Annotated in this window: 10 protein-coding genes; 9 read left to right on the top strand and 1 reads right to left on the bottom strand. The window is 46.7% G+C overall.

The window, feature by feature from the left end:
- Window positions 1-53 precede the first annotated feature (53 nt).
- The 9 genes from MHH76_RS20935 (at window position 54) to MHH76_RS20895 (ending at window position 11,320) form a co-directional block, all read left to right on the top strand.
- On the top strand, window positions 54-1,415 hold the full coding sequence (locus MHH76_RS20935; RefSeq protein ID WP_230368479.1) for a glycoside hydrolase family 43 protein: 1,362 nt from the start codon (window positions 54-56) through the stop codon (window positions 1,413-1,415).
- A gap of 133 nt (window positions 1,416-1,548) precedes the next feature.
- A complete protein-coding gene (locus tag MHH76_RS20930; RefSeq protein ID WP_020453514.1) occupies window positions 1,549-2,538 on the top strand; it encodes a choloylglycine hydrolase family protein in 990 nt (329 codons plus the stop codon).
- An 81-nt stretch (window positions 2,539-2,619) separates the two neighbouring features.
- A complete protein-coding gene (locus MHH76_RS20925; protein WP_224066772.1) occupies window positions 2,620-3,099 on the top strand; it encodes a hypothetical protein in 480 nt (159 codons plus the stop codon).
- A 329-nt stretch (window positions 3,100-3,428) separates the two neighbouring features.
- Entirely contained in the window at window positions 3,429-5,273 is a 1,845-nt protein-coding gene (locus MHH76_RS20920) for a beta-glucoside-specific PTS transporter subunit IIABC (protein ID WP_020453512.1), read from the top strand.
- Between the two features lie 40 nt (window positions 5,274-5,313).
- Window positions 5,314-6,723 carry a glycoside hydrolase family 1 protein gene (locus MHH76_RS20915; protein ID WP_020453511.1) on the top strand — a complete coding sequence of 470 codons (1,410 nt, stop codon included), beginning with the start codon at window positions 5,314-5,316 and terminating at the stop codon, window positions 6,721-6,723.
- 107 nt (window positions 6,724-6,830) lie between these two features.
- Entirely contained in the window at window positions 6,831-7,517 is a 687-nt protein-coding gene (locus MHH76_RS20910) for a response regulator transcription factor (protein WP_020453510.1), read from the top strand.
- 5 nt (window positions 7,518-7,522) lie between these two features.
- Entirely contained in the window at window positions 7,523-8,527 is a 1,005-nt protein-coding gene (locus MHH76_RS20905; RefSeq protein ID WP_020453509.1) for an ATP-binding protein, read from the top strand.
- Between the two features lie 101 nt (window positions 8,528-8,628).
- Entirely contained in the window at window positions 8,629-9,390 is a 762-nt protein-coding gene (locus MHH76_RS20900) for an ABC transporter ATP-binding protein (protein ID WP_020453508.1), read from the top strand.
- The gene (locus MHH76_RS20895; RefSeq protein WP_020453507.1) at window positions 9,380-11,320 is read left to right on the top strand and encodes an ABC transporter permease; all 1,941 of its coding nucleotides are present in this window, start codon (window positions 9,380-9,382) and stop codon (window positions 11,318-11,320) included. Before MHH76_RS20900 ends, MHH76_RS20895 begins: the two co-directional genes overlap by 11 nt.
- A gap of 154 nt (window positions 11,321-11,474) precedes the next feature.
- Here MHH76_RS20895 and MHH76_RS20890 read toward each other — a convergent pair whose 3' ends face one another.
- Window positions 11,475-13,655, bottom strand: a complete 2,181-nt coding sequence (locus tag MHH76_RS20890; protein ID WP_165688288.1) for a glycosyltransferase family 39 protein — start codon at window positions 13,653-13,655, stop codon at window positions 11,475-11,477.
- Window positions 13,656-13,761 lie beyond the last annotated feature (106 nt).

Below are 13,761 nucleotides of genomic sequence, written 5' to 3'. Positions count from 1 at the left end.
AACAAATGAATATGAGAAAGTGTTTCATCCAAGTCCTTGCATTGCTTTTCATCATGGCTGCATGTTTCGCGCCAAACCAAGCTTCTGCACAAACTCAAAAACCTGTATTTTCAGAAGTGGCGGTTCACGATCCATCCATTATTAAAGCGAATGGCACGTACTATGTCTTCGGCTCCCATTTAGCTTCGGCCAAATCGACGGACCTCATGAAATGGACGCAAATTTCCTCGAGTGTCCACGATGGCAATCCTCTGATTCCGAACGTATATGAAGAATTAAAAGAGGCCTTTGAATGGGCTGAAACTGATACGTTGTGGGCGCCTGATGTCACCCAGCTTGAGGACGGCAAGTTTTATATGTATTACAACGCCTGCCGCGGGGATTCTCCGAGATCTGCGCTCGGACTTGCTGTCGCGGACGACATTGAAGGCCCATACAAAAATAAAGGCATTTTCCTGAAGTCGGGAATGGACGGGATCAGCAATGACGGCACGCCTTATGACGCGACAAAGCACCCAAATGTCGTCGATCCGCATACATTCTTTGATCAAAAAGGAAAGCTGTGGATGGTGTACGGCTCCTATTCCGGGGGAATTTTTATTTTAGAAATGGATAAGAAAACCGGACTTCCGCTTCCGGGACAGGGGTACGGCAAAAAGCTGATCGGCGGCAATCACAGCCGGATTGAAGGCGCATACATTCTCTACAATCCTGAAACACAGTATTACTACCTGTACATGTCCTTCGGAGGGCTTGCCGCTGACGGCGGGTACAACATTCGCGTCGCCCGCTCAAAAAACCCTGACGGCCCTTATTATGACGCAGAAGGCCATGCGATGATTGACGTCCGCGGCAAAGAAGGAACGTTTTTTGACGATCGCTCAATCGAACCGTACGGTGTCAAACTGATGGGGAATTTCTCATTTAGCAATCAAAACGGCTATGTATCGCCGGGCCATAACTCTGCCTTTTACGATGAAAAAAGCGGCAAATCGTATTTAATCTTCCACACCCGCTTCCCGGGACGGGGCGAGGAGCACGAAGTCCGCGTCCACCAACTGTTGATGAACAAACAAGGCTGGCCGGTTGCCGCCCCTCACCGCTATGCCGGAGAGAAGCTCGACAAGGTGAAAAAGTCAGATGTGATTGGCGCCTACGAATTGGTGCGTCATGGAAAAGACATATCTGCAGATATTAAAGAATCGAAAGAAATCCACTTAAATCAAAACGGCAAAATAACCGGCGCAGCGGCCGGGACGTGGAAGAACACGGGAGACAACAAAATCGAACTCAAGCTCGACGGAAAAACATATGATGGCGTATTTTTGCGCCAGTGGGATGCAGCTTCTGAGCGGAAGGTGATGACGTTTAGTGCGTTGTCTCGTGAGGGAGATGCGGTTTGGGGGAGTAAATGATGTGATTAAAAATGACCTCTGTTCTGGAGGTCATTTTTATAAATAACCCCTTTCATTTTGACGAATCTTTTCCAATTCGATAACATAAAAATAGTTCACGAAGTGTAATATCAAACAAAAAGGATGGAGCGCCATGTGTACAAGTATCACGTTGACGACTGCGGGTCGGGAGCATTTATTGGCGAGGACGATGGATTTTGATTTTGAGCTTAATGGGGAAGTGCTGTTGCATCCGCGTCGCTACAAATGGAAAAGTGAAGCAGACGGCAGCGAGCATGCCGGCCGGTATGCGTTTATCGGGATGGGCAGAAGGCTCAATAATGCGCTGTTTGCTGATGGTGTGAATGAAAAAGGATTGTCTTGCGCGGCGCTTTATTTCCCGGATTATGCTGTGTATGAAAGCGAGACGAAAGAGCAATGCCGCAATCTTGCGCCGCACGAATTTGTGACATGGGTGCTGTCGGAATGCGACGATTTGGAGGAAGTGAAAAAAGCGGCTGTTTCCGTAAACATTGTTGAGAGAGAGGTCAGCTTGCTCGGTACGGTGACGCCGCTTCATTGGCTATTAACGGACCGCTCCGGTGCGAGCATCGTTGTTGAACCGGCGGCCGGAGGCATTCAAATTCATGATAATCCGGTCGGCGTGCTGACGAACAGTCCGGATTTTCCTTGGCATTTGACCAATTTGCGTAATTATATCGGTCTTCAGCCGGGACAGTTTGCCGCGAAAAAGATGGGAGACCTGACGCTGTCGGCTTTTGGCCAAGGTTCCGGGCTGTCCGGATTGCCGGGAGACTTTACACCGCCATCCCGTTTTGTCAGGGCAGCAGTTTTGAAAGAGCACATGAAGCCCGTGTCCGATGAAACAGAAGGCGTTTCTGCCGCGTTTCATATTCTCTCCCATATGAATATTCCCAAAGGGATTGTCATAACTGACAATGGCGAAGACGATTACACCCAATATACGGCGGTGATGTGCAGCGAGACGTGCAGCTACTATTTTCACCATTATCAAAACAGGCAGATTCAAAAGGTTTGCATATTACAGGAAGACCTGGACAGCAACGAAATAAAGGTGTTTCCGCCAAAGCAGGAAGAGACGTTTCATTCTCTTCAATCATAAACGAAAGAAGGAACAATATTGCAAAACAAAGCAGCAAACAGACTCATTTTATTAGGCATTAGCTTACATAGCATATATTGGTTGTTTATATTATTTTTGTTTTTTCATTTCAAACATCAATTTGACGTTTATGCCGTTTGGAATCCGAATGTCACAGACGGATATATGGAGGCTGGGACTTTCGTGGCCGCGCTGAAGTTGATGATCTACTCAGGCACGTTGTTTAATTTGGCTCTCTTGTTCATTTTGAGCTTGTTGATTGTAATTTTAGTACAGTCGGTCATTTTTATTGCCCTGGAAATCACCGCTTACGTGAAAATCAAAAAAGATCCGTTTTCTCCATGGGGCTCTTTTATTTTAGCGATGGGCATTAAAAACATTTTCACAAACTTATCAGGGATTCCGTTCATGGCCGCCGGATTCATTCTTCATAAGCAGCAGGAACCGAAAGACGCAGTTGCACAGCCGGCAGCGCGAAGGAAAGCAAGGCGAAACCCTGCATTGCTTATGAAAAAGGCGGCGAAAGCTAGAAAACATAGAAATAAAGGTATAAAGTCTTAGTTTCTAGTTTGCGTGTATTCTATTTTTTATGAGACAATTGTAATGAAAGCGTTGACATGAACAAAAACAGGTGCTACAGTATAGTTACAAACTAATATCAGCAAGTTTCTTAAGGATTGTTACTGCTTTTGCAGGCAAAACCTAAGTTGCGTACAGCTTTCTGGGACATCGTCCCATTCAAGCCGGCGTAATTTAGGTTTTTTTTATACCCAAAATGAGGAGGTGATGTGAGATTCCGAGGATTCATTGCGGTTCCAAGCCAATAAAAAAGCCGGGTGAAGGCGGCCACCTTCAGTCCGGCAGATTCCCCCAAAAGAGGAGGTACTCATATGGATTATAATAAAGTATCGAAGGACATTTTACAACTCGTGGGCGGTGAAGAGAACGTACAGAGCGTGATTCACTGCATGACAAGACTGCGTTTCAACCTTTATGACAATGCGAAGGCAGACCGCGCGAAACTGGAAAGTCTTCCGGCTGTAATGGGCACCAACATCAGCGGCCAGCAGTTTCAAATCATCATTGGAAATGATGTCCCTAAGGTGTACAAAGCGATCATTGCCAACAGCGGGCTCAGCGATGAAAAAGCGGGCGAGCAGCAAGCCGGCAAAAAGAAAAACGTGCTGTCCGCCATTTTTGATGTGATATCAGGCGTATTTACGCCGATTCTCCCGGCGATTGCCGGAGCGGGTATGATCAAGGGGATCATTGCTATCGCCGTCACGTTCGGCTGGATGAGTGAAAATAGCCAGGTCCATACCATTTTATCGGCTATCGGCGACGGAGCATTTTACTTCCTGCCGATTTTGCTGGCGGTCAGCGCCGCGAGAAAATTCGGCAGCAATCCTTATGTTGCGGCGGCGATCGGAGCGGCGATTCTGCATCCCGATCTGACAGCGCTCCTCGGTTCAGGGAAAAGCATTTCTTTTGTCGGATTGCCTGTAACCGCTGCCACTTATTCGTCCACAGTCATTCCGATCCTGCTCGCGATTTGGATTGCATCTTACGTTGAGAAATGGATTGACAGAGTCACCCCGACTTCGTTGAAGATGATTTTTGTACCGACACTGACGCTGCTGATTGTGGTGCCTGTCACATTAATTACAGTCGGTCCGCTCGGTGCGATTGCAGGGAACTATCTGTCAATCGGTGTGAACGGTTTATTTGAAAACGCCGGTTTAATCACGATGATCCTTTTAGCCGGAACGTTTTCTTTGATCGTCATGACAGGAATGCACTATGCTTTCATTCCGGTTATGTTCAACAACATTACGCAAAACGGCTACGATTATTTGATACCTGCGATGTTCTTGGCGAATATGGGGCAGGCTGGCGCGTCATTTGCCGTCTTCCTGCGATCCAGAAATAAGAAATTCAAATCATTGTCGCTGACGACAAGCATCACGGCTTTGATGGGGATTACAGAGCCGGCGATGTACGGTGTCAACATGAGGCTGAAAAAGCCGTTTGTTTCTGCGCTTCTCGGCGCCGCTGTCGGAGGTGCATTTTACGGCATCACCGGCGTAGCAGCATATATTATTGGCGGAAACGTCGGTTTGCCGGGAATTACAACGTTTATCGGTCCGACTTTTATACAGGCCATGATCGGGATCGTCATCGCGTTCTTTGCCGCTACAGCGTTTGCTTTTGTATTGGGATTTGAAGACATTCCGTCAGATGAAGCCGATGAACCGGCGGCTGCTTCTTCTACGACTGGCGGTAGTGAAATTATTCAAAGCCCGCTGAAAGGCGAAGTCAAAGCATTGAGTGAAGTGGATGATGCGACATTTTCAGGAGAAGTCATGGGAAAAGGTGTTGCCATTGAGCCAGAAGAAGGCAAAGTGGTGTCGCCTGTATCAGGCACGATCACGACCGTTTTTCAAACGAAGCACGCCCTCGGCATCACTAGCGACAATGGGGCAGAAATTATTATCCATATCGGAATCGATACGGTGAAATTGAACGGTGAGCACTTTACCGTGCATGTCAATAAAGGAGACGCTGTAAAGCCGGGAGACCAGCTTGTCTCATTTGATATGGATGCGATTAAGGATGCAGGCTATCAGTTAATCACGCCGGTTATCATCACAAATACGGACCGGTACCAGTCGATCAAGTCTTTGAAAACAGATGAAAGCGTTGACATTGAGGAAGCGCTGATCGCGCTGGCGTAGAGAGAGGAAAGCTCGACAAATTTGGATGAGGTGAAAGGATATGACTGAACAAACGAAAAAATTCCCTGATGGTTTTTTATGGGGCGGAGCGGTTGCCGCAAACCAAGTAGAAGGCGCCTATAATGTCGGCGGAAAGGGGCTCTCGACAGCTGATGTGTCGCCGAACGGGGTTATGTATCCATTCGATGAGTCGATGGAGTCATTGAACCTGTATCACGAAGGCATCGATTTTTACCACCGCTACAAAGAAGATATCGCTCTTTTCGCCGAAATGGGATTTAAAGCGTTTCGGACATCGATTGCCTGGACGCGGATTTTTCCTAACGGTGATGAAAGTGAACCGAATGAAGAGGGACTCGAATTTTACGATCGCCTCTTTGATGAGCTATTAAAATACAATATTGAGCCAGTCGTGACGATATCCCACTATGAAATGCCGCTCGGTTTAATTAAAAAATACGGAGGCTGGAAAAACCGGAAAGTGATCGAGTGCTATGAACATTATGCGAAAACGGTTTTCACCCGCTATAAAGACAAAGTGAAATATTGGATGACGTTCAACGAAATCAACATGGTCCTGCATGCGCCGTTTACAGGCGGTGGCCTTGTATTTGAAGAAGGCGAAAACCAGTTAAATGCGATGTACCAAGCGGCGCATCATCTATTTGTTGCAAGCGCCCTTGCGGTAAAAGCAGGCAAGGATATTATTCCGGACGCTAAAATCGGCTGTATGATTGCCGCAACGACGACATACCCAATGACGCCAAAACCGGAAGACGTGCTCGCCGCGATGGAAAATGAGAGAAGAACGCTGTTTTTCTCGGACGTACAGGCACGCGGAGCTTATCCGGGCTATATGAAGCGCTTCTTTAAGGAAAATGGAATTGCGATTGAGATGGCTGAAGGTGATGAAGACATTCTGAAGGAAAACACAGTCGACTATATCGGTTTCAGCTACTACATGTCAATGGTTGCGAGCACGAATCCGGAAGATTTGGCAAAAACGGGAGGCAACTTGCTCGGAGGGGTTAAAAACCCGTACCTTGAATCGTCCGAATGGGGCTGGCAGATCGACCCTAAAGGAATCCGCATTACGCTGAATGCATTGTATGACCGCTATCAAAAGCCGCTTTTCATTGTTGAAAATGGGCTCGGCGCCGTCGATGTCGTCGAAGAAGACGGTTCGATACAAGATGACTACAGAATCAACTATTTGCGCGATCACTTAAAAGAAGTAAGAGAAGCGATCGCAGACGGCGTCGACTTAATCGGCTACACATCATGGGGCCCGATCGACTTGGTCAGCGCATCCACCGCCGAAATGAAAAAACGCTACGGCTATATTTATGTCGACCGTGACAATGAAGGAAACGGCACGTTTGCAAGAACGAGAAAGAAAAGCTTTTACTGGTATAAAAAAGTGATCGAAACGAATGGCGAGAGTTTGTGATATTTAAAATGGCTGTCCTTTACAGGACAGCTTTTTTCTCTGTAGCGCATGAAAACGATTTGCTATACACTTGACTTAGAAAAAAGACAAAAAGTGCGGTGAGGCAAATGTTTAAACTGCTGTTGATCGAAGACGATGAATCGCTGTTTCAGGAAATAAAAGAACGGTTAACCGGGTGGTCATACGAGGTGTACGGCATCGACGATTTCAGCGAAGTGATGCAGGAGTTTGCGGCGATTAAGCCCGATTGCGTCATTATCGATATTCAGCTGCCGAAATATGACGGGTTTCATTGGTGCCGGCAGATCCGTTCCCGTTCCAACGTTCCGATTCTCTTTTTATCTTCGCGCGACCATCCGGCTGATATGGTCATGTCCATGCAGTTTGGAGCAGATGATTATATTCAGAAACCGTTTCATTTTGACGTGCTGATTGCCAAAATCCAGGCGATTTTCCGCCGTGTTTACGACTATAATACGGAGCCTGAGATTCTGAAGAAAGCGTGGTGCGGTGCAACCGTTGATCCCGAGCAAAACCGCGTCAGCAATAAGGCGGGGTCGATCGAGTTGACGAGGAATGAAATGTTCATTTTAAAACAATTGATCGACCAAAAAAACAAAATTGTCAGCAGGGAAGAATTGATGAGAAGCTTATGGAACGATGAGCGTTTTGTCAGCGATAACACGCTGACGGTCAACGTAAACCGTTTGAGAAAAAAACTGGATACCTTGAACTTGGGGCAATATATTGAGACAAAGGTCGGCCAGGGCTATATGGCGAAAGAAGAAGGATGATGAGAATGCTGAAAGCGTTTTTGACCGAGAGGCGAAGCTGGATCGCCATATTTGTCTTGCAGCAGATCGTCTTTCTGTTTATCGCTTATGTCGATTCATCCATTCCTTTTGCATCGATTTTATATATGACCTATTTGTCTTCATTTATTTTTATCGTTTTTGTACTTGTCCGCTTTCGGAGGGAAACGAAGTTTTATAAAAGCCTGGAAGAATGGGATCACAATCTCGATGTGACAAACATTCGAGAGGCGGAAACGCCTTTCGAAACGATGATTGAAAAAAGCATAGCCGAACAAACGAAACAGTTAAAGCAAGAGGCGGCGCAGCATCGCCTGGCATTGGAGAATGAAAAAGATGAGCTCATGGCCTGGATACACGAAGTCAAAACGCCGCTTACCGCCATGCATTTGATCATGGAGACGATTGACGATCAATCATTAAAATCGAGACTCGACTATGAATGGCTGCGCGTTCACCTGCTGCTCGATCGCCAGCTTCATCAAAAGCGGATGTCGTTTATCGAAAATGACTTGTCTCTTGAAGCTCTAGAGCTCAAACCTTTAATCTTTAAAGAACTAAAAGATTTGCAATCATGGTGCATTCCAAAAGGGATCGGGTTTGATATACAGCTTGAGGCCGGGGAAGTGCTCAGCGATGCGAAATGGCTGTCTTTTATCATGAGGCAGCTGCTGACAAACGCAGTGAAATACAGCGAAGCATCCGATATTTTGATTAAAAGCTATGAACAAGATGGCCAGGTGCATCTCGCAGTTCAAGATTTTGGACGGGGCATCGATCCAAAAGATATACCGCGTGTGTTTGACAAAGGTTTCACATCAACAACGGAGCATCATGATCAGGCCGCCACGGGAATGGGGCTGTATTTGGCGAAAAAAGCGGCAAAGCCGCTCCTGATTCATATCGAGGTTGATTCTAAACCAGGAACGGGGACAACCTTTACGCTGATTTTTCCGAAGCGGAACGAATTTTCCCGTGTGCTTGGCGTGTGACAAAAGTGTCACACGCTTTTCTTTTTTGTTCGCTGAATCGAAGGAAAACGGCTGTCCTCCTTTCTATAATAAAAATATCCAGTCAAAAGGAGATTTTAAAAATGATGATTTTAGAAGCGAAAAAAATACGAAAAAGCTATGGAAATAAGCACAATAAACACGAAGTGTTAAAGGGAATCGACATTCAGATCCAAAAGGGTGAATTTGTCAGTATTATGGGCCCGTCAGGTTCAGGCAAAACAACATTGCTCAATGTTCTGTCCTCTATTGACCAGGTGAGCGGCGGAACGATTAACATCAACCAAGCTGAGATGACGAATCTGAAGGAAAAACAGCTTGCTGAATTCAGGAAGCAGCATTTAGGATTTATCTTTCAAGAATACAATTTGCTCGATACGCTGACAGTGAAAGAAAATATCCTTCTGCCGCTGTCGATTACGAAAATATCAAAAAAAGAAGCCGGTCAAAAATTTGAGGAAGTCGCGAAAGAATTAGGCATCTTTGAGCTGAAGAATAAATATCCGAATGAAATTTCCGGCGGGCAAAAACAGCGCACATCAGCAGCCAGGGCGTTTATTCATGAACCGAGCATTATTTTCGCTGACGAACCGACCGGTGCGCTTGATTCGAAATCCGCATCAGACTTGTTAAACAAGCTGAGCCAGTTAAATCAAAAGCGCCGGGCCACAATCATTATGGTCACCCATGATCCCGTCGCCGCGAGCTTCTGCAGCAGAGTGGTTTTCATTAAAGACGGACAAATTTATACGCAGCTGAATAAAGGCGGACAAGACAGGCAGATGTTCTTTCAGGACATCATGAAAACGCAAGGCGTGTTAGGCGGGGTTCAGCATGAGTATTAATCAGCTGATCTTCCGCAACCTGAAAAAGAATATACGGAACTATTACCTTTATGTGTTTGCGTTAATCTTCAGCGTGGCGCTTTATTTTGCGTTTGTTACGCTGCAATATGATCCGGCGATCGATGAAGTGAAGGCATCGATAAAAGGCGCAGCGGCTTTGAAAGCAGCTTCCATTCTTCTAGTGGCAGTAGTAGCAGTTTTTATTTTGTATGCCAATACGATTTTTATTAAGCGGCGCAGCAAAGAAATCGGTTTATTCCAGCTAATCGGCATGAGGAAGCAAAAAATCTTCCGCATTTTAAGTTTGGAAAATGTCATGCTGTATTTCGGCTCTTTGGTCATTGGGGTGTTTGCCGGGTTTTCGATCTCAAAGCTCGTGCTTATGACTTTATTTAAAATAGTAGATGTTCAAGCTGAAACCGAATTGAATTTTTCCGGAGAAGCGCTTGTGCAAACTGTCATTGTATTCTGCGGAATCTACCTGCTGGTGATGGTGATGAATTATACGTTTATCAAAAAGCAAAGCATTTTATCATTATTTAAAGCGACATCAGCTACGGAAGATAAGGTAAAGAGAATATCCGTTTTTCAAATGATCATTGGTTTATTGGGCATCTTGTTTATTTTGTCGGGATATTACATTTCTACTGAGTTGTTCAGCGGAAAATTCAAGACCATAGATGAGCTGTTTTATGCGATGAGCTTTATTCTCGGTACCGTTATCATCGGAACGTACTTCTTTTATAAAGGATCGGTCAGCTTTGTCTCCAACATCATCCGCAAAAGCAAAGGAGGCTACTTAAATATTTATGAAGTGCTGTCCCTTTCATCGATCATGTTCCGGCTGAAATCAAACGCTCTATTATTAACGATCATCACCACTGTTACGGCACTGGCGATCGGTTTGTTATCCTTGTGCTATATTTCGTACTACTCTGCAGAGAAAGCCGCCGAACAAAATGTGGCGGCTGATTTCGCTATGACAAATCAAAAGGATGCAAAACGGTTCGAACAACTATTGGATGAAAACAACATTCCATACAGCAAAAAAGAAATTCATGTCATTCAGGCGACTTTCAATCTGGAACAAGTTGTCGAAGGGGATCCTGAAAATATGGCTGGCGACCCGGGGAAATTACCTCTTGCTGTGGTCAGCGATGCACAAATTGACGGGATTGACGTGCATAAAGGAGACGTCATTTTCTCAGGGTATACCGACCTTCTCCAGAAATTTATGGCTTTAAAAGAGACCGGTGCCGTAAAGGTAAAGAGCAGGCATGAGACAATCCCATTAAACTATATAGGCTTGAGAAAAGAGTCGCTCTTATCCTTCAACTTTACCAGCGGCGGATTGCCTGTAGCCGTTGTGGATGATGCGCTGTTTAAACGTCTGAGCCAAGACAAAGATCCAAAATTACAGCAGAAGTCGAGTCTTTTTTACGGGATCAATTTAAAAGATGAAGATCAGATTCAGCAGGCAAATGAATTGTTTGCAACAGTGAATCAAAACGATCAGCATTTATCGCTCCTCGATGCAAGCACAGCTCAAAAATCGCTTTTCGGACTTGCCATGTTTATCGTAGGATTTCTAGGACTTACGTTTCTGATCACATCAGGATGCATCCTTTACTTTAAACAAATGGACGAAAGCGAAGATGAGAAACCGAATTACACGATCTTGAGAAAACTTGGTTTCACGCGCGGGGATCTTCTGAAGGGGATACGAATCAAGCAAATGTATAATTTCGGAATTCCATTGGTTATCGGCCTGTCTCACAGTTACTTTGCTGTCCAATCCGGCTGGTTCTTATTCGGAGCAGAGGTGCGGACGCCGATGATCATCGTGATGGTGCTGTACACCGTTCTGTATTCTATTTTCGGTTTGCTGTCCGTTCTTTACGGTAAGAAAGTGATCAAGTCGGCGCTGTAGCTGAGCCGTGTGGAATCTCGTGCAGGTCGGCGGCAAACGATGACCCTATATGGAGAAAAACTTCTTGACCATATTGAACATCATCCGCCGGTTATTTTTAGAAAAGCATAATCAAAAGCCCATCGGATGAGTCCGATGGGCTTCCTCATATTTCCTACAGCTCAACCTTGTAGAGTGTTTGCTGCTGTCCGCCGCCCGGGCCGCCCCTTGCGCCCTGTTGTGCGGAGCGGTCTGTATTGTTCGTGGTACTGTTGTATTCATCAGACGAAATTTCGGTTCCGTTTTCTTTAATCCAGGAGACGAGCTCACTGTTGCCTGAGTTGTCACTGATTAGAAAGTATTTTATTTTTCCTTCTTTGACGAGGTTTTTCAGCTCACTGACCGACAAGATCGGATCTGTGCCGTTGAAGCCTCCGAGCGCCATGACATTTTCGTCGGCATTAATGATATACGGAGCTGCGGTTACCGTTGTCAATGTCGCGAACAGGTACTCTTCGCCGGTATTATTTTTCCGGAGGTATGTGAGCAATCCTGTGTCCACATCCGAGCTGAACATTCCGCCTCCGTTGGAGCTTTGCAGCTGAGGCCCCGATTCAGGAAGAACGCTGTTTCCTCCGTAAAGGATCGGTGTTGCCGACCAATAGACCGGTGTCAAAAGAAACACGCACAAGCTGATGATGGTGAGCTGCTTTCCGAATGGATGACTTCGCTTCAGCATCAGTAAGGCGATGGTGACACCCAGCCCCAAGAGGCCCATGACATACATCCAGGCGCTGCCGATTTGGCTTGTATATGCGCTTAAAATATACACTTGGAATGCTGCCGTTGTCAGAACGGCCGCCGGCAGCAGATAGCTTGCCCAGTCTTTGTGACTTTTGTAAAGGCCGTACATCGCGTACCATCCGATTCCTGACAGTGCGGCGATCGGCGGTGCCAGCATAATCAAGTAATAGTGGTGAAAGAATCCGGCGATGCTGAAGAACCCGGCAACAGGAACGAGCCATGCAGCCCAAAAGATTGTTTCTTTCATTTCGCCTGCTTTTCCACGGCGGCTGCGGAGCCAGCTGATGATCATGCCGAGCAGTCCGAATAATGCGAATGGAAGCATCCAGCTGATTTGGCCCGATAAAGCAGATTGGAAGAGCCGCAGGGGTCCTGCGTCACCGGTGCCGAACATGTTCATGCTTTGTCCGCTGCCTTGACCTGCACCCGGTCCGCCATTGCCACCGGGCCCGCCGTTGCCTCCACCCGGTCCGCCTCCGGTTGGCGGCTGACTGCCGCCGTTTGCTCCTTGAGAACCGTCATCGGTCGCGTTGCCCGCAGCCGGCGGCTGCATTGCACCGTTTTGTCCATCGGAGCCGTCGGATGAACGGCTTCCGTCTTGAGTTTGCGCATTGCCGTTGGTCGCGCTGCTTGCACCCGGCGGCTGCATCGCGCCATTTTGTCCATTGGAGCTGTCGGCTGCATTGTTCCCGTTCTGAGTGTGTGCATTGCCGTTCGGCTGCTGCATGTCTCCTCTAAAACCGTTCATATCGCCGCGGGCGTTGCCCGTCGTCTGGCCGAGCAGCCGCTCTGTGCCGTTGTAGCCGAAAGCCAGTTCAAGCACGGAGTTGGTTTGACTGCTTCCGACATACGGGCGGCTGTCGGCCGATGTATAGTCGACAGCAAGCGCCCAAGAAAGCGAAACGCCGGTGAGAACAATAAGCGATAAAACAGCGGACACAATTTTTTTCTTCCAATTCGCATGGGCCGCGATGAGATAAAACAGCAAGAACGCGGGAAGCACCATGAATGCCTGAAGCATCTTCATATTGAACCCGAGGCCGATGAGGCCAAATGCAGCGAGCAGCCAGAGCAGCCTGCCTTGTTTGACCGTCTTCATCAGGCACCATGTACCAAAAAGGAGCGTGAAGACGAGCATGCTGTCGATATTATTCGTCCGGCTTACGGCAACCGCGATCGGCGTCAGCGCCATCACCAGCGCTGAAATGCGGGCGGCTCCTTTTCCGAATTTCGGTTTAATCAGTACGTATAGCAGATAGACGGAACCCGCACCTGCAAGCGCCTGCGGCAAAATCACACTCCACGTATGCACGCCGAAGATTTTCGCAAATATGGTCTGAATCCATAAAACGAGGGGCGGCTTATCTACTGATACGAATCCGGAAGAGTCGAATGACGCAAAGAAGAAATTGTGGAAGCTTTGCGTCATGCTTTTGACCGCCGCCAAGTAATACTGGTTGGCGGCATTGTCCTGCCAAATGTTATATGTATTCAGAATAAGAGCTGCCAACAAAATCAGAATCAGAGTGACATCAAGTTGTTTGTTTTTTATTTTCATCATCACTTTCACCTCTTTATGTTCCCTATTCTAGAAGAAAAATATGAACAAGTTATGAATAAAAAGAGAACAATCTATTTTTGTTTGAATGGAAAAAAAT

Origin of the sequence: Bacillus sp. FSL L8-0193 (assembly GCF_037976065.1) — a bacterium.
GTDB lineage: Bacteria > Bacillota > Bacilli > Bacillales > Bacillaceae > Bacillus > Bacillus paralicheniformis.
This window is presented reverse-complemented; position numbering and strand designations above follow the sequence as displayed.